Here is a 17164-nt window from a genome sequence, read left to right as displayed (position 1 = left end):
AAATCTATGATAAATGTTCTATTGAATTACTCATCTTTTTAATAGCATCTTCTTGGCTATTAAGATCTGTAATAATTTCTTTTGATAAAGATTCATGTTCTTTGAAAAGAACGCTTACGTTATCAATTGAATTAATAACAGTATCTTTTGCCTCAGAAGCAGTAGTCAAATTTTCTATGCAAGTGCTAATTTCTTCAGTGGCATCTTCTATAGAAGTTTTAATATCGGAAAAACTAGTTTTAGCTTCTTGTAGTGAGTTATGTTGAGTTGTTAATGCTGAATTACCAGAATTCATTGCATTAGAAGCTTTTAATATGTCTATTTTAATTTCTTCAAGTATACTAGTTATACTTTGAACAGCAAGTTTTGAGTTTTCTGCAAGTTTTCTAACTTCACCTGCGACAACAGAAAAGCCTTTACCAGCTTCACCAGCTCTTGCAGCCTCTATAGCTGCGTTTAATGATAGAAGATTCGTTTGGCTTGCGATTTGGCTTATAGAATCAGTTATACTGTTTACAGATTCAAGTTTTGATACTAAAGCATTTACTGTTGAAGTTGATATTGTGAAAGCGTCTTCAAGCTCATTTAGAGATGTATCTAAATTTCCTATTGTATTTAATCCTGTATCAGCCAATTTATCAGTATCCAACACTTTAATGTGAACATTAGTAATGTTAATTGCTAAGTCTTCCATATTAGCACGAAAACCTGATAAGATATTCTTAACATTACTTATTTCTCTGCTTTGAGCTTCAGCAGAAGATACTAATTCTGATGCAGTAGACGAAGCGTTTTTTATAGAACTATCAATTAAAACAGCTTTTTCTCTTAAATCATTGATGTTAGTTAAATTTTTCTGACTAGCGTTAGTATTGTTTTCCCCACTGTTAGAAACATTTGATACAATAGTTTCTGTCATAGTAGTATTTTTATTATTGTTTTTGTTAAAAAATCCCATGTTATATTCCCCCTTGAAATGATAAATAAAAATATATTTTTATGTGTTGGCAGTTTTAATTAAATCTTTTCCAACGCGAGCCATCTCTTTAATTTTATAAGAAGAATTTGTATTAACAATAGTTTTAGAGTACCATTGTAATGCATCTTGATTATTTCCTAATCTTCGGTTTAATTCTCCCAAAAGATACATTAAAGAATCTCTTTGTAAGCCATATATAGGAAAAATCTCAGTCATATAAGCAGTGTTGAATCCTTCGAGAGCTTGCTTTAAAAACAAAGTTTCTTGAATATTATTATCCAATAATCTATTCAACCAAGCAATTTTTAGAGAAATCATACCTTTTGTACTATTTGGCAAATCAATAAGCATAGCATTTAATAAAGCCAATTTATAGCGCTCAATTGCTAATTTTTCATCTAAAATATGTGGATATTCTCTTGGTTTCCATTTTGGTGTTACGTTACTTAAAACAAGTTCTTTTTTATGTGATTTTAGTTTTTCAAAATCTGATCTCATTGCAGCGTAGCCGCATGAATTACATATTAATACATCATAAAAATACGGATTTACTACAGAGTATCTTATAAAGAAATCTGAATCCTTAGAAATAACTCGTGGTGACTTAGATTTAACTGTTTTAGCTTTAAAATGTGAATTACAAACAGGACAGACTATCTGTTTGTCAAAAAGATGATTTAATATACTCGTATCACTCATTTTCAGTCACCCCATTAAAAATGCAATCTAGAATAAAATTCTATATTATACATTGATTATAACATATTAAAAGCATTCATAAATAGTCTATGAATATTTTTTAAATAGTTTATTTATTATTAATTACACTTAATTTAAAGTTTTTGATATAATAGATAAGGATGAAATTGAGAAATGATAGTAATGTATTAAAGGGTGATATAATGGCAATGAATGATTGGAAGGTTTTCTTAATGCCTTATGAGCAAGCAGTAGATGAACTGAAAGTTAAGTTAAAATCAATTAGAAAAGAATATAGAAAAAAAAATGAATATTCACCTATAGAGTTTGTAACAGGAAGAGTAAAAGAAGTATCAAGTATGTTAGAAAAAGCTAACAAATTTGAAATACCAATAGATAGGATTAGATATGAACTTGAGGATATTGCAGGAATAAGAATAATGTGTCAGTTTGTTGATGATATAGACACAGTAGTGCAGATATTAAGAGAACGTAAAGATATGCAGATTCTTTATGAGAAGGATTATGTAAGGAATGTTAAAGAGAGTGGTTATAGAAGTTATCATATGATAATAAAATATCCTGTAAATATGGCAGAAGGACTAGTTGAAATTTTGGCTGAATTTCAAATAAGAACATTAGCAATGAATTTCTGGGCAACTATTGAACATTCTCTTAATTACAAATATAAGCAACATATACCAGAACAATTAAAGGAAAAACTTAAAAGATCTGCAGATGCAGCATTTAGATTAGATGAAGAAATGTTAGAAATCAAAGATGAAATTAAGGATGCACAAAAATTATTTGAGGTTAAATCACATTTAATTTCAAATATAATGAATTTACTATTAACTTTAATTTCACTAGGTAAGGAAACAGAGGCAGCCAGATTCCAAAAAACTTTAAATAAGTTAATAGAAGATGGGGAAGTTTGGGAGCTAAATAGTTTATTGTTTTCTGTTAAAAGAGAAATTGAAAAATATACAGATTAAGAGTTTTTGTATATTTAGTTCATAAGGAAAATTATGTTTTGTTGTTCAAATAGTTTAAAATATAGCTGTAGATTTTCAATATTTAAAAGAAATATCTGCAGCTATGTTTTTTATTTTGAAGGGGATATTGTATTTATTAATCAAGCATAGTGAATATGTCAGTAATATCAAGTATAATGTTTTATATAGAAATAATATAGTACGAAATTAATATATATGATAAGGAGATAAAAATGGATAGAGATCAACTATTATTGAGATTGAGAAACAATCCTGAATATATTCAGGAAATAGACAAAGTTGATGAGGAATTAGAGTTATTTATTGTTAAGAATAATGGTAACAATATTAAATATATTAAGAACCCGAGTAAGGAAGTGCAAAAACAAGCTATTGCAAATACCCCGCTGTCAGCAAAATATATTAAAGACATTAATGAAGAAGTTGCTATAATGTGTGTTAAAAGCTTGTGGAACTCTTTAGAGTTAATAAATAATCCTACTAAAAAGGTGATAGAGGAAGCTATTAAGACTAAAGGATGGGCTATACAATTTATAGAGAATCCTAGCGAGGAACTTCAATTATTAGCTGTTAGTAGGGACTATGATGCAATTAAATATATAGAGAATCCTTCTGAAGAAATTCAGCTTAAGGCTATAGAAAACTACTATGTAGCAATTAGATTTATAAAGAATCCAAGCCTTAAGGCGAAAATAAAGGCAATAGAGCTAAATGGAGAAGCTATAAATTATATTTCCAACTATGATTTAGATGAAATAAAGAAATTTATATATGAAAATATAAATGTAGTTAAGTATATTTATGAAAGCATAGATGTAGAACTTGTAATTGATGTGCTTCAAGAAAAAATCAAAGAAGAAGATATTAGTAAGAAGTATATTGAAGATTTCTTAGAGTTAGAGGTTTTGGAAATGGATAAAATTAATTTTGTAAGAGAATATGGAAGCAAGAATGCCAAAAAGTTGCTAGTAGATTATAAATTATCTATATAAGAATGGAGGCGAAAAGATTGAATTATTTAGAGTGCTTAAATACAGTAGATTTAGTAGTCGCATCAAATGATGTGCCTTTAATTATAGGAGAAAGTGGAGTTGGAAAGACTTCATTAGTTAAGCGTATAGCAAGAGAAAATGGATATTATCTTGTTACAATAGATGCAAACTTGCTAAAGGAAGGGGAAATAGGAGGACTACCTGTAGTTGAAAATAGGACGACTATATATGCGACACATAGTAAGCTAATTGAAATCAAAAAAGCATTAGATGAAGATATAAATAGAGATGTTATTTTATTTATAGATGAATTGAATAGATGCGATCATGCCGTAGCACAAGAACTTATGAATCTTATCTTAAATAGAGAGATTAATGGATATATTTTGGATGAGAGAGTTAAAGTAATAGCTGCAATGAATCCTTCTAATAAAAATGATGGCTTTAATAATAGTCAATATGATGTTGTTGATATGGACCCAGCTCAAGAAGATAGATTTGTCTGGGTAAAGTTAGACTCGGATATTAAAGAATGGATTAAGTGGGGAATGAGTAATGATGGAAATATAGATGAACATATCATAGAATTTTTGTCTACATTTCCTGAATATCTTCATACTCCTGATTCAGAAGAAACAATAAAGGCTACTCCAAGAAGCTGGGAGAGAGTATCAAAAGCATATAAGGTATTTGTAAAAAATAAGGGAAAATACTCTTTAGATACTCTACTGAATGTTGTAAAAGGAAATGTTGGGATTAGCATTGCAAATGATTTTGGAAACTTTTTGATAAACCTAAAAACACCTTTAGTAAAGGTTGAAGATATATTCAGCAGTGATATTTTAAATTTTGATCTAAAGGAAAAAATAGAAAAGGAAAATCATTCTAGATTATACATATTGTCTAAAAATTCGCTAAGGTATTTGGAAAATATGCCGATAGAAAGGAATTTAAGGCTATTTTCAGAACTTCTAAATTTATATCCAAGAGATTTGAGACTTGGTATTATGAAGGAAATAAAAAGAGATTATAAGGAAAGTGGACTATATGAAAAGTTACTAGGTACTGAAGAGTTCTTAGAAGCATTTTTTAATATATTTGGTTGATGAGTTAAGATATAAAAGTTTTTAATTAAGCTTTGGAAGGAGGCTGAGTTTGTATATGGATTTTGAAGAAAAAAGACAGCAACTTTTAAAAGAAGCCTATCAATTGAGTGAAGATGATAAATTTAGTGATAATTATAAAAGAAATTTCTTTGAGCTAGTAGAGGATATTATATTATATTTGTTGCAAACTCAAGATGTTTTTTTTGGGCAATTCATGCTTAGAGTTCAACGGAAAATAAATACTACCTTAACAGCGCCAATAGCAACTATTCCAAAGCGTGATAGATTCGAGATGTATTTTAATCCATTTTTATTTTTGGATTGTAATAGAAAAGAAATGGCAGCATTATTTAAACATGAAATATATCATATAATGAATTCTCATTTTGAAAGAGAAAGAAAATTGAAGGATAGATTTAGTAAAGAAGCGGTAAATGTTGCTTTAGATATTTCAATTAATCAGTATATAAAAGATTTACCACCCTTTAGCAAAAGGCTTTATGCAGTTAACATGGAATATAATTTATCACTTGAGGAAAATAGAAGTGTCGAGGAATATGCAGAAGAAATTCATAAATCAATTAAGTCTAGAATAAAGCAAGATAAAGTTGATAAAGATGATGATTCGAAATATGAAGTGGATATGTCAAAAGTCCATGATTTGTGGGAAAGTGCTCAAATAAGTGATGAAGATATTAGCAATTTGACTAAGAAAACGGCTCTAAGTGCTTATAATGAAAACACTCCAAAAGGATTAGAAAACATAATTTTAGCGTACAAAGAAAAGGCAGAAATACCTTGGCAACTTGTTCTTAAAAATATACTCCCAAGTGTGAAATCAGGATATAAGAGGACAATAACAAGAAGGGATAGAAGACAGCCGGAAAGATTAGATTTAAGAGGGAGGTTACCTAAGAGTCAAACTGAATTAATTGTAGCAATAGATATAAGTGCTAGCATGAAGGACAGTGATATGCATAAGATACTAGTGGAGATATTGTCTATAACTTCAAATATTAAGAATAAAATCACAATTATCGAATGTGATAGTGAGATTAGAAAAGTATATGACTTAAGAAATGAGAATGACATAAGAAAGAGAAGCAAAGATAATGGATCTACGAAATTTACACCTGTATTTAGGTATATAAATGAAAATAATTTAAGAAGTGCTGTATTAATATATTTTACAGATGGTGTTGGAGAAAGAGAGCTTGAAGTAAAGCCAATTAACAAAAAAACTATATGGGTTGTATCTGGAAATGAAGAATTATCATTAAAAAATCCTTATGGAGAGATTAAAAGAATAAATACTGAAAAGAAGGAAAGCTCAGGTGGGAATATCGGATTGAAAATGGTAAATGAAGCTATACACGACTGGGCTAGATAGGGAAATTATTAACCAATTTTAAATAGGCAAATATAAGGTAATATGTTAAAATAAATTACAGTATAGAGGAGTGATATTCTTGACCCAAGGAATGAAAATTACAGATTATACAAGGTTTTTATCTATACTTCTTGTAGTAAGTATAATACTTAATATATATGTAGTATTTAAATTAAATAATTATAAATATAAACTAGGTCAGGAATCCTATACTAAGATAGAGGATTTTAAGCAAAGAAATGAAAGCAATATGGATATATTGTCTAAAGGAATTGAAGAGAATAGTTTAAAAAATGAAGATTTAGTAAAGCTTTATAAGAATTATGATGAAATGTCTAATGACATAATAGAATTATGGCAACAGTATAGAGCATACACTCAAAATGCAATACCGTTTTTCTCTAAGGTAATTAAAACTGATAAGATAATGGAAAATAATATAAATGAAAAGATAAAGGAGTATATGTTGTCTACTGTAAGTAAAGAGATGAAAAATGAATCAAATAAAATAAGGCTAGAAAGTGAAGATTTACAATCTTTTAAATATATGTATGAGATTTCTTCAAAAACATACGAATACTTTAATGAATTTAATGAAGAAAATTTAAATGGAGCTACAGGTGAAGATAAGGAAAGTAAGGTTATAAAAAATCATTATTGGATAGATCTTTTGGAAGGTATATATAAAATAAGTGATGACTATGGGAATGTGCAGTGGAAAATAGAGTCGGTTGATAGTACAAATAAGTAAAGTGATTAACTGTAGAGTAAGAATTAAGCTTTTTGTAAGGGGAATGTTAGATGGTATAAGAACTCAGAACAACAAAAAAATGTAGAATAAATATTCTTCATTTATTCTACATTTTTTATTATGATTTTAGTGGCATCCTGAGCAAGAACCACCACATCCGCCTTCAGGCGCTATAACAGGCTTTAAACTTAAGCCATTACCTTCATTTTCATCAGAAGAAAGTATTATAAATCCACCAAATTGTTCTATTAGGGATTTTTCGTATATAAATGAAATATCATTCATTTTTTCAACCTCGTCGGCATCAGTAGCTTCTGAAAGAGATATGTTAAAAACTGGACCGCTACATGCATAACCAGCAAAATTTATTCTAATATTGAAATCAGTTATTTTATTTTCTTCTAAAAAAGCTTTAAATTCATTATAAGCTTCTTCACTTATATTAACATTTTTCATATATAAACACCTACTTTATGAAATATTAATGATATTAAATCATTAAAGTAAGTATAGCATATATATATTAAAATAAAAAGTTAATATTAATAGTTATATTATGTCTAAGAATGTGCTATTATATTATGGTTTATTGAATATATAATGTTAATAAATAAATTATACAATATTATACATAAATTGGAAAATGTGCTATAATAATATAGAACTATTAAAGATTTTGCATTAAATATTGTAAGAAGGGGAATTAACTATGAAACCATATAATAAAAGTTTTGTGTTCCAAGAGATAAAGCGATATAGTGACTTAATTAATCAAGGAACTTGTGGCGACTATAAAATAGTTAAAGATACCATAATAAAGCAAGAATTACAAGGTTATATGTATGAAAATGAAGAAGAATATGATATAGATATAATTCAATTATATAAAAATGGCAGTGATTTAATGAAACTAACACCAGAGACAGTTGAAAGTTCATATGGAGCAATTTCTTTTGCTCACGGAAAAGTTGGTGTAATTGGACTTGGCATTGGATATGTAGTTCAAGAAATTGCAAAAAAAAATAGTGTAGAAGAAGTAATTGTATATGAAATTAGTGAAGAAATAATAAAATTATATAATAATAATTTTCCTAAAAATAAAAAAATACGGATAATAAAAGGGGATGCCTTTAAAGCAAAAAAAAATAAATTTGATTTCTTCTATGTAGACATATATAAATGTGAGTTAAGTTCTAAAATAGTTAAGGATTATAAGATTCTAAATGAGCTTCACGAAATTGAAGAATATGCATTTAGAGGATTAGAACATTTTTTATTAAGTTGTAAATATGAGGATATAGTGTGGATTTATATACCTGAAAATTGGATTTCAATGAGTAAGAAAGCATATGAAGCTCTTGATGCTTCAGGATATTTAAATAGCTATAAGCCTTTAGATGAAGAGAATGTTAAAAAAGTATTGTTTGAGTTTAAAGAAATCTTAAATGCATAAATTTTCTTATATATTGTGATATTATTGGTTAGGCATTTAGAATTTATTAGATTTAATACATTAAAATAATACATTATGAACTATTTATTAAAGTATATAGCTTGGAGGAGAACTAATGATATTATCAGGAAAAGAAATATTAAAAAATATTGGTAGTAATATAATAATTGAACCTTTTGATGAGGAAAAAATAAATCCTAATAGTTATAATTTGTCTTTGCATAATGAATTATTAGTTTATGAAAATGATATTTTAGATATGAAAACTCCAAATCCAACAAAAGTTATAAAAATTCCGGAGGATGGATTATTATTAGAACCAGGTAAATTATACTTAGGTAGAACAAATGAATTTACGAGTACTAGTAAATATGTCCCTATGCTTGAAGGACGCTCTTCAACAGGTAGATTAGGGGTATTTATTCATGTTACAGCTGGATTCGGAGATATTGGATTTTCAGGCTACTGGACGTTAGAAATTTTTTGCGTTCAGCCAATAAAAGTTTATCCTAACGTAGAAATATGTCAAATATATTATCATGATATCCATGGAGAATATGATTTATATAGCAGTGGAAAATATCAGAATAATAAAGGAATACAGCCAAGTTTAATGTATAAAGATTTTGAAAGATAGTTGTATTTATGAGCAATACGTTCTAAAAATTTTAAGCATCAAAATCTGTATTAAGTCATCAGGCAATGCAAGGTAAGCACTCTTATAACGAATGAATTATATTGCTCAAAATCTATACATTGTTATTTTAAAACTAAGTTCGTAAATATGTTCAACTTACTAAGTCTTATTTATAATAATAAAATTGAGATTTATTAAGTTGAAACAACAAATACGATATGCAAATATTATCTGCAAATTCATGTAGTTCATCATATACTTATATTTCAATTTTATTTCCGAAATTGCATTCAGAAATATCACTTATATGTTGGTTAATATGAAAAAAGGTTCGGATGTTTTTTTAGATACTCTAGAAGAAAATATCCGAATCTTTTTTTATCTGAGGATAATTAAAATAAAAAATTTCACATATATCTATTCAAAAGATTCTGATGGGGATGTATCATATATAATATAGATAAAGCGCTTTTAACAAATCATTTTTAAATATAAATTAATATATAAAGGAGAATGAAGTAAATGAAATTAGTGATATTAGAGCCATTAGGTGTAAATAAGGATAAGTTATTGGGAATGGCAAAGAATAGTTTAGGAAATGAAGTAGACATAATATATTATGATACAAGAGTAGAAGATACCGAAACATTAATAGAAAGAAGCAAAGATGCTGATGCTGTAGTAATATCCAATCTTCCATATAAAAAAGAGGTAATAGAAAACTGTCCAAATTTGAAAATGATTTGTGTTGCGTTTACAGGAGTAGACCATGTTGCAATGGATTACTGTAAGGAAAGAGACATTTTAGTATGCAATTGTGCTGGATACTCAACTGCTGCAGTTGCAGACTTAGTATTTGGTATGGTTATTTCTCTATATAGAAATATTATACCATGTGATAAGGTGGCTAGAGAAGGTGGAACGAAGAATGGGCTTGTGGGATTTGAACTCGCAGGAAAGAAGTTTGGAGTAGTAGGGGCAGGAGCTATAGGTATGAGAACTGCCGCAATTGCTAAAGCATTTGGATGTGATGTATACGCTTATAGCAGGACTAAAAAAGATGTTGAAGGAATCGAATTTGTAGATTTAGATACATTAATGGCTACTTGTGATATAGTATCGCTTCATGTTCCACTAAATGAAAGCACTAAAGGATTAATAAATAATGAAAAATTATCATTAATGAAAGAAAGTGCAATTTTAATAAATACAGCACGAGGTCCTGTTTTAGATAGTTCAGCACTTGCGGAAGCTTTAAATAATGGCAAAATTGCCGGTGCGGGAGTAGATGTATTTGAAATTGAGCCACCAATTCCTACAGATCATGTATTGTTTGGAGCAAATAATTTAATAGTTACTCCTCATGTTGCATTTGCAACAGCGGAAGCTTTCGAAAAGAGAGCAGTTATTGTTTTTGATAATATAAAAAAATGGTTAAAAGGTACTCCGCAAAATGTAATTAAATAAGTCAATTTATATATGTTAATTTAGAATTAGAAACCTGGGAAGAAAAGCCTTGATGCTTTTCTTAGATAGTATAAATAGAAATCCCTTTTGAGGGATTTCTATTTTTTTATAAAATTTTTATAATTGCTTTAAAAGATTTTTAAAATTAGATTTTATAATGAATTCATAACAAGCAAGGAAATAAATCTTTAAAAATATTGGGAGGCGTTATAAATGAATAAAATTAAAGTATTATATGATGTATTTAAAACTATGAAGGAAAAAGAAGTGTTTAAAGGAAGCGTAAAATTGGAAGCAACTAAAGGAGATGTAAAAGTATTATCATTTTCCAATGAATTTGAAACTAATACTAAAAGTGGGGAAACAAAAGCTAACATAAGTGTTGATTTAGATGCTGAAGGCAAAAAAGTAAAACATGATAGTAATTCTGAATTTAATATAAAGGAGTGCCCGGATCATGGATTTCATAGAGGAATGCATAATCATGGAATGAATATGCACGGAATGCATGGTCACGGTGGAATAAAAGGAGGACTTTCAAAAGTTACTTTTATATTAAATTTATTAAATAATGTGCAAGTGGAGGAAAAAGATGAAAAGGCTATTATTTCTTTAGAATTGAAAGAGGTATTTAAAGAAATCAAGGACATGCATAAAGAATTCCATAAAGGAATGGATGAAGAAAAGATAATGGAGCATATAAGACAAATGAAGGAAAGTGATGATAGAGGTTTTCATAAGCATCATAAATTTATAAAAGAACTATTATGTTCTGAAAACAGCGATGCTATATTAAAAATATATGCAAATAAAAATAATGAAGTTGAGAAAGTAGAAATTTCTTCTAAAGGCGAAAATGCTGTAAATGGATCACTAGATTTAGTTTGGTAAATTAATTGAGTTAGGAGATAGTAGTAAATGCCCAAATATCTTATTTGTACTAACACTAGAAAGTATAATGAATTAGTTGAAGCTCTAAATAATAGAGGAATTCAATTTGAGACAACGCATTGTGATAATAAATGCTTTAAATGTCGCACTAGAGTGATGATTAAAGAAGATGATAAATATATATATGCAACTGATGTGAAAAATCTATTAAGAAAAATGAGTATTTCTTAATGTAAAGAGGGGTTGAAATTCAGAAATCTCTAAATTATTGATGTAAAATTCAATTATTTAGAGATTTTCATTTATAAATAAATAAGTAAATAAGGAACTTTGTTCCAAATCAAAATTTAAGTATCTCATAGAATGATTTTATTAGAATTATTAATAGACAGTTTTAATTTAATTTATTAAAAGTTAATTTGTAATGTTATAATCATTACAATGGTAGAAATTTATTTTAAGGAGGTGGAAAGCATTAGAAGGTTTAGAGGAAGAGTTTATTCTCATTTTCATAATAGAATTGATGAAGAACATCGGGAATTTTTTGAAAAACTCAAAGAGTTAAATGAAATGCGTTATGAGTTAGTTTATGAGCATCAAAAAATACATCATAAGTCTCATCATAAACAATTTAATGAATTTAATAGGATACATAGATATCTAAGATGGATGCGTCCAACGGGAATTTTAATAAGCATGTTACTTGTTTTTTCCATATTTAAATTTGTAGATGTAAAGGCAATTACTATATTTTTTGCAATAATTTTTATTATTCATCAAAGCTCTCATATATATATAACTATGAGAATGGAAAAAAGAATTATGAAACCTATAGAGAAGTTAAAAGATGGTGTTGAACAGATAGCTAGGGGTAATTATGACGTGAAAATTGATAACGACGTATATAATGAAATAGGAATTTTAATATATGATTTTAATAAGATGGCTGAAACCTTAAAAAAATCTGAAGAGATGAAACTTGAATATGAAGAAAATAGAAAAGCATTGATAGCTAATATTTCCCATGACTTAAAAACACCAATTACTTCAATTAATGGATATATTGAAGCCTTAGTGGATGGTGTTGTTACTTCACCAGATAAAGTGAACAATTATCTAAATATAATTCATAATAATACTACTTATATAAATAACCTTATTGATGATTTGTTTTTATTTTCAAAATTAGATATGCAAAAATTAGATTTTAATTTTGGGATAGTTAAATTTAAGGCATTTATGAGTGATCTTATGGAAGAGTTTGATTTTGTTCTTAAAGAAAAGGATATTGAATTTAAATTTGAAGATAGGTTGTCGGAAGAATTAGAAATTAACATAGATGGAAAAAGAATATATCAAGTTATTAGGAATGTTATAGGGAATGCTATAAAATATGGAAGGCAAAAAGATTCAATAATTAAAGTAGAATTAAGTAATAATAATGAATGGATTAAGATAGAAATTAAAGATAATGGTCCTGGGATTCCAGAAGATAAACTTTCAAATATATTTAATAGATTTTACCGTATAGATACAGAACGTACAAAAGACTTTATGAGTACAGGTTTAGGACTTGCAATTGCAAAGGAAATGGTAGAAGCTCATGGAGGAAAAATTTATGCATCAAGTATAATGGGGAAAGGAAGTACGTTTACTATAGAGCTACCAATAAAGTGAAGCTTTTCAGGTGGAGAGAACTATAGCTGAATTTATACCAACAAGGGGCACAATGCTAAGGAGTGTGCAGATGTTATTCGTGATTAAATAGTGATACGAATCATAGATATCTGACATGTGTCATTTAAGGCATAAATAATAAAGAGGAGGAAGCATATGAAACAAATATTAATTATAGAAGATGATATAAATATCGCTGAACTAGAAAAAGAGTATCTTCAATTAAATGGTTATAAAGTGGAAATAATTCAGGATGGTATTCAAGGATTAAAAAAAGCTCTTATTGGTACATATGATCTTATAATAGTTGATTTAATGCTACCAGGCAAAGATGGGTATGAAATAGTAAGAGAAGTTAGAGAAAAATATGAAATACCTATAATAATAGTATCAGCAAGAAGTGAAGATATTGATAAAATAAAGGGGTTAGGATTTGGTGCAGATGATTATTTAACAAAACCTTTTAGTCCTGCAGAATTAGTAGCCAGAATAAAGTCTCATATGCTTAGATATGAGAGGTTATCAGGAAATAGACCCCAACTCAATATTATTAGCCATAAAGCATTGGAGATAAGAACAGATTCACATAAAGTTTTCGTAAATGGAAAAGAGGTTATTCTTACTACAAAGGAGTATGAGCTTATGGTATTTTTAGCTTCTAATCCCAATATAGTTTTCACTAAAGATCAATTATTCGATAGAATATGGGGAGAGGATTATTACGGAGATACAGCAACTGTGGCAGTCCATATACAAAAGTTAAGAAAGAAGATAGAAAAGGACCCAGGAAATCCAGAGTATATTGAAACCCTTTGGGGAACAGGATATAGATTTAATTCATAAGTTTCAATATTGAAATAATATTATCAAATAAAAGTAAGAGTTTAACTAAAGTAATAGTATATATAGATGCCTAAATTATTAATTAGAATTAGTATGTAAATATATTTTCATAGCTTTTCGGAACAAAATATTTATGATTCTGGTAAGTTGACACATAAATATAGCTTTAAAGTTGAATATCTATAACTAATAAAAAAGTGGCCAAGTGGCCACTTTTTTATTTTACAACTATATTAACAAGTCTTCCTTTAATTACAATCACTTTAACTATAGTTTTACCTTCAGTATTTTCTTTAATAGTCTCATTTTCTAATGAAGCAGCTTTTATACCTTCTTCATCTAAATTAGAAGCTACCATGATTTTAGCTTTTATTTTACCATTTATTTGGATTGCAATTTCGACTTCATCTTTAACTAAAGCAGCAGGGTTAAATTCTGGCCATTTTTCATTAAAGATTGTTGAATTATTTCCAAGTAAACTCCATTGCTCTTCAGCAAAGTGAGGAGCAAATGGTGCAAGTAGTTTTATGAAATCAACTATAGTTTCTTTTAAGAAGTTTGCGTTTTTAATATTTTCTTGAGTGTACTTATTAAGAGCATTTGTAAGCTCCATAAGTCTTGCTATTGCAGTGTTAAATTGCATTTTATCTCCGTCTTCAGTAACACCTTTAATAGTATTATGTTTCCAGAAGTTTAATTCTTTTTCAGCTGAATCAATAGAATCTTTAGTGCTCTCATTTGAATTTATTATATTTCTGCAATTTTCAAGGATTCTTTCAATTCTATCCACGAATTTTCCAACAGATTTTATTCCGTCGTCGCTCCAAGCTCCACCTTCAGTATAACCAAATCCAAACATTAAGTACATTCTAAATACGTCAGCTCCATATTCTTTAATATAATCATCAGGAGAAATAGTATTTCCTTTTGATTTACTCATTTTAAGTCCATCTGGTCCTAAGATCAATCCTTGGTGAGTTAAGCTTAAGAATGGTTCGTCAAAGTTTAAATATCCCATATCTCTTAAAGCTTTTGTTATGAATCTAGCATATAATAAATGCATGCAAGCATGTTCTGGTCCACCAACATATTTGTCTACAGGAAGCATTTTGTTGACTTTTTCAGAATCAAAAGGTGCATCATCGTTTTTATTGTCTACATATCTTAAATAGTAAAAAGATGAACATACAAAAGTGTCTAAAGTATCAGCTTCTCTCTTTGCAGGCTTCCCGCAATGAGGACAAGTTGTATTTACAAAATCCTCACATTTACCTAATGGTGATTTACCATCTGGTGTAAATTCAACATTGTAAGGAAGTTTCACTGGAAGATCCTTTTCAGGTACTGGAACTATTCCACAATCATCACAGTATATAACAGGAATTGGAGCACCCCAATATCTTTGTCTTGAAACTAGCCAGTCTCTTAATCTGAAGTTTTTCTTCATTGCTCCTAATTCATCTTTTTCTAATTCTTCAACGATTTTCTTTTTAGCTTCATCAGTTGTTAATCCATCGAATTTTCCTGAATTAACAAGTACTCCATATTCGCAATATGGAAGGTCTGGATTAGTATTTTCTTTATCTGTTATAACTCTTTCGATTGGTAAATTGAATTTTGTTGCAAAAGCAAAATCTCTTTCATCATGAGCAGGAACTGCCATAACACATCCTGTACCATAAGTAGCCAATACATAATCAGAAATCCAAATAGGGACTACTTTTCCATTAATAGGATTTATAGCATAAGATCCTGTGAATACTCCTGTCTTTTCTTTTGAAACTGATTGTCTTTCAATTTCAGATTGCTTCGCAGCAGCTTCTTTATATTCTTCAACAGCAGCCTTATACTCTGGAATAGTTAACTCATCAACTAGTTTGTTTTCAGGAGCTAAAACTACATAAGTAACACCGTTTAAAGTATCAACTCTTGTAGTAAATACATCGAATTTCAAATCTGAATCCTTGACTTTGAAAGTAACCTCTGCACCATAAGATCTTCCAATCCAGTGCTTTTGCATAGACTTAGTTTTTTCAGGCCAATCTAAACCATCTAATTTATCAAGCAATTCATCGCCGTACTCAGTTATTTTAAAGAACCATTGAGTAAGGTCTTTCTTTGTAACCTCAGTACTACATCTTTCACAAACACCATCAACAACTTGTTCATTAGCTAATACTGTATTGCATGATGGGCACCAATTTACAGGTGCTTTTTTTCTGTAAGCTAGACCTTTCTCGTAAAGTTTCAAGAATAGCCACTGAGTCCATTTATAATAATCAGGAAGACAAGTAACAACTTCATTTTCCCAATTAAACATAGCACCCATAGATTTCAATTGTTTTTCCATTGTCTCAATATTCTTTAAAGTAGAATCTTGAGGATGAATTCCAGTTTTTATAGCATAATTTTCAGCAGGTAATCCAAAGGCATCAAATCCCATTGGTTGAAATACATTATATCCTTGCATTCTCTTAAGTCTTGCCCATGAATCTGTTGGACCATAGTTAAACCAGTGACCAGCATGTAATTGAGCGCCTGATGGATAAGAAAACATTTCTAATGTATAGAGTTTTTTACCTGAATTTTCAGGATTAAATTTATAAACCTCATTCTCATCCCAAAATTTTTGCCACTTTTCATCAATTTTTGTTCCGTAATTTGCCATGATATAGCCTCCTATAATTTTAATGTAAAATGCACAATATAATGCATATAAAAGAAAAATGCTTATAATAATTGAAAAATATGTTATTAAAACAAAATTTTAATTAAAATATTAGATCTATGCACTGATAATGGATAAATTAAAAAAAGCTCTCATCTCTAAAACAAAGAGACGAAAGCATAATTTCCGTGGTACCACTCTTAATTAGAAGAGATAAAAAAACAAATTTATCCTTCTCACTTATTATTTTAACGGGTCTACCGTACTTGCTTTTAACAAGTAAGCTCCTAGGCAAGTTCATAATAATATAACACTATTTTACACCAAACAACAGCTCTCTTTAAGATATAATTATTACTAATACTCCTATTCATCGCACAATATAAAATTTTAATAATATTATATATTAAGAAATCAAAAAAAGTCAAGAAGTTGACTTATATATATGTGTTTATATAGTAAAAAATTATTACCACTTATTGTTTATGCAATATTTGGAATGATATTAGCAGTAGTTTTCCTAATCAAAAATGAAATTAATTTTTACTATAAGTAATATTATCTCAAAAAAAGCAAATAATATTTTTTTTAGAAT

The 17164-nt window shown here is 28.4% G+C and carries 16 protein-coding genes and 1 other annotated feature; of the genes, 12 read left to right on the top strand and 4 right to left on the bottom strand.

Going from position 1 to position 17164, the window contains the following annotated elements; translation table 11 throughout:
• Window positions 1–4: 4 nt before the first annotated feature.
• Together AXY43_RS11300 and AXY43_RS11295 are read right to left on the bottom strand one after the other, a co-directional pair.
• The gene (locus AXY43_RS11300; RefSeq protein WP_017211248.1) at window positions 5–958 is read right to left on the bottom strand and encodes a methyl-accepting chemotaxis protein; all 954 of its coding nucleotides are present in this window, start codon (window positions 956–958) and stop codon (window positions 5–7) included.
• A 39-nt stretch (window positions 959–997) separates the two neighbouring features.
• Window positions 998–1678 carry a DUF2225 domain-containing protein gene (locus AXY43_RS11295; RefSeq protein WP_017211247.1) on the bottom strand — a complete coding sequence of 227 codons (681 nt, stop codon included), beginning with the start codon at window positions 1676–1678 and terminating at the stop codon, window positions 998–1000.
• 203 nt (window positions 1679–1881) lie between these two features.
• On the opposite strand from AXY43_RS11295, the gene AXY43_RS11290 reads away from it, so the two are divergent.
• The 5 genes from AXY43_RS11290 (at window position 1882) to AXY43_RS11270 (ending at window position 6933) form a co-directional block, all read left to right on the top strand.
• The gene (locus tag AXY43_RS11290) at window positions 1882–2673 is read left to right on the top strand and encodes a GTP pyrophosphokinase (protein ID WP_023973943.1); all 792 of its coding nucleotides are present in this window, start codon (window positions 1882–1884) and stop codon (window positions 2671–2673) included.
• Between the two features lie 233 nt (window positions 2674–2906).
• Window positions 2907–3686, top strand: coding sequence for a hypothetical protein (locus AXY43_RS11285; RefSeq protein WP_023973942.1), 780 nt, complete (start codon window positions 2907–2909; stop codon window positions 3684–3686).
• Window positions 3687–3703: 17 nt separating this feature from the next.
• A complete protein-coding gene (locus tag AXY43_RS11280) occupies window positions 3704–4792 on the top strand; it encodes an ATP-binding protein (RefSeq protein ID WP_012060755.1) in 1089 nt (362 codons plus the stop codon).
• 55 nt (window positions 4793–4847) lie between these two features.
• The gene (locus AXY43_RS11275; protein ID WP_077829135.1) at window positions 4848–6182 is read left to right on the top strand and encodes a vWA domain-containing protein; all 1335 of its coding nucleotides are present in this window, start codon (window positions 4848–4850) and stop codon (window positions 6180–6182) included.
• 79 nt (window positions 6183–6261) lie between these two features.
• Window positions 6262–6933 carry a hypothetical protein gene (locus AXY43_RS11270; protein ID WP_039769897.1) on the top strand — a complete coding sequence of 224 codons (672 nt, stop codon included), beginning with the start codon at window positions 6262–6264 and terminating at the stop codon, window positions 6931–6933.
• A gap of 126 nt (window positions 6934–7059) precedes the next feature.
• Here AXY43_RS11270 and AXY43_RS11265 read toward each other — a convergent pair whose 3' ends face one another.
• On the bottom strand, window positions 7060–7389 hold the full coding sequence (locus tag AXY43_RS11265) for a HesB-like protein (RefSeq protein ID WP_017211242.1): 330 nt from the start codon (window positions 7387–7389) through the stop codon (window positions 7060–7062).
• A 253-nt stretch (window positions 7390–7642) separates the two neighbouring features.
• Between AXY43_RS11265 and AXY43_RS11260 the strand changes: the two genes are divergently transcribed.
• The 7 genes from AXY43_RS11260 to AXY43_RS11230 all read left to right on the top strand — a co-directional run bounded on the left by AXY43_RS11260 (window position 7643) and on the right by AXY43_RS11230 (window position 13901).
• Window positions 7643–8386: a hypothetical protein gene (locus tag AXY43_RS11260; RefSeq protein WP_017211241.1), complete on the top strand. Its 744-nt coding sequence runs from the start codon at window positions 7643–7645 to the stop codon at window positions 8384–8386.
• A 115-nt stretch (window positions 8387–8501) separates the two neighbouring features.
• The gene (dcd, locus tag AXY43_RS11255; RefSeq protein WP_105411549.1) at window positions 8502–9023 is read left to right on the top strand and encodes a dCTP deaminase; all 522 of its coding nucleotides are present in this window, start codon (window positions 8502–8504) and stop codon (window positions 9021–9023) included.
• Window positions 9024–9545: 522 nt separating this feature from the next.
• On the top strand, window positions 9546–10490 hold the full coding sequence (locus tag AXY43_RS11250; RefSeq protein ID WP_105411548.1) for a 2-hydroxyacid dehydrogenase: 945 nt from the start codon (window positions 9546–9548) through the stop codon (window positions 10488–10490).
• 213 nt (window positions 10491–10703) lie between these two features.
• Entirely contained in the window at window positions 10704–11381 is a 678-nt protein-coding gene (locus AXY43_RS11245; protein ID WP_012060748.1) for a hypothetical protein, read from the top strand.
• Between the two features lie 27 nt (window positions 11382–11408).
• The gene (locus AXY43_RS11240; RefSeq protein WP_017211237.1) at window positions 11409–11612 is read left to right on the top strand and encodes a hypothetical protein; all 204 of its coding nucleotides are present in this window, start codon (window positions 11409–11411) and stop codon (window positions 11610–11612) included.
• Window positions 11613–11822: 210 nt separating this feature from the next.
• Window positions 11823–13058, top strand: a complete 1236-nt coding sequence (locus AXY43_RS11235; protein WP_012060747.1) for a sensor histidine kinase — start codon at window positions 11823–11825, stop codon at window positions 13056–13058.
• Between the two features lie 156 nt (window positions 13059–13214).
• Window positions 13215–13901 carry a response regulator transcription factor gene (locus AXY43_RS11230; protein ID WP_012060746.1) on the top strand — a complete coding sequence of 229 codons (687 nt, stop codon included), beginning with the start codon at window positions 13215–13217 and terminating at the stop codon, window positions 13899–13901.
• 217 nt (window positions 13902–14118) lie between these two features.
• Here the strand turns inward: AXY43_RS11230 and leuS are convergent, their stop codons facing one another.
• The gene (gene leuS, locus AXY43_RS11225; protein WP_012060745.1) at window positions 14119–16569 is read right to left on the bottom strand and encodes a leucine--tRNA ligase; all 2451 of its coding nucleotides are present in this window, start codon (window positions 16567–16569) and stop codon (window positions 14119–14121) included.
• 164 nt (window positions 16570–16733) lie between these two features.
• Window positions 16734–16952: a binding site (T-box leader), on the bottom strand.
• Between the last annotated feature and the right edge of the window lie 212 nt (window positions 16953–17164).

It is taken from the genome of Clostridium sp. MF28, from assembly GCF_002969175.1.
GTDB classification, from domain to species: Bacteria; Bacillota; Clostridia; order Clostridiales; family Clostridiaceae; genus Clostridium; species Clostridium beijerinckii.
Note: the sequence above shows the minus strand (reverse complement) of the source record. Positions and strands in the feature narration are given on the sequence as shown.

What these genes read in the sequence shown, in the direction of transcription:
- AXY43_RS11300 (WP_017211248.1), bottom strand. Translation starts at nt 958, where the DNA reads ATGGGATTTTTTAACAAAAACAATAATAAAAATACTACTATGACAGAA.
- AXY43_RS11295 (WP_017211247.1), bottom strand. Translation starts at nt 1,678, where the DNA reads ATGAGTGATACGAGTATATTAAATCATCTTTTTGACAAACAGATAGTC.
- AXY43_RS11290 (WP_023973943.1), top strand. Translation starts at nt 1,882, where the DNA reads ATGGCAATGAATGATTGGAAGGTTTTCTTAATGCCTTATGAGCAAGCA.
- AXY43_RS11285 (WP_023973942.1), top strand. Translation starts at nt 2,907, where the DNA reads ATGGATAGAGATCAACTATTATTGAGATTGAGAAACAATCCTGAATAT.
- AXY43_RS11275 (WP_077829135.1), top strand. Translation starts at nt 4,848, where the DNA reads ATGGATTTTGAAGAAAAAAGACAGCAACTTTTAAAAGAAGCCTATCAA.
- AXY43_RS11265 (WP_017211242.1), bottom strand. Translation starts at nt 7,389, where the DNA reads ATGAAAAATGTTAATATAAGTGAAGAAGCTTATAATGAATTTAAAGCT.
- AXY43_RS11260 (WP_017211241.1), top strand. Translation starts at nt 7,643, where the DNA reads ATGAAACCATATAATAAAAGTTTTGTGTTCCAAGAGATAAAGCGATAT.
- dcd (WP_105411549.1), top strand. Translation starts at nt 8,502, where the DNA reads ATGATATTATCAGGAAAAGAAATATTAAAAAATATTGGTAGTAATATA.
- AXY43_RS11250 (WP_105411548.1), top strand. Translation starts at nt 9,546, where the DNA reads ATGAAATTAGTGATATTAGAGCCATTAGGTGTAAATAAGGATAAGTTA.
- AXY43_RS11245 (WP_012060748.1), top strand. Translation starts at nt 10,704, where the DNA reads ATGAATAAAATTAAAGTATTATATGATGTATTTAAAACTATGAAGGAA.
- AXY43_RS11240 (WP_017211237.1), top strand. Translation starts at nt 11,409, where the DNA reads ATGCCCAAATATCTTATTTGTACTAACACTAGAAAGTATAATGAATTA.
- AXY43_RS11235 (WP_012060747.1), top strand. Translation starts at nt 11,823, where the DNA reads ATGGTAGAAATTTATTTTAAGGAGGTGGAAAGCATTAGAAGGTTTAGA.
- AXY43_RS11230 (WP_012060746.1), top strand. Translation starts at nt 13,215, where the DNA reads ATGAAACAAATATTAATTATAGAAGATGATATAAATATCGCTGAACTA.
- leuS (WP_012060745.1), bottom strand. Translation starts at nt 16,569, where the DNA reads ATGGCAAATTACGGAACAAAAATTGATGAAAAGTGGCAAAAATTTTGG.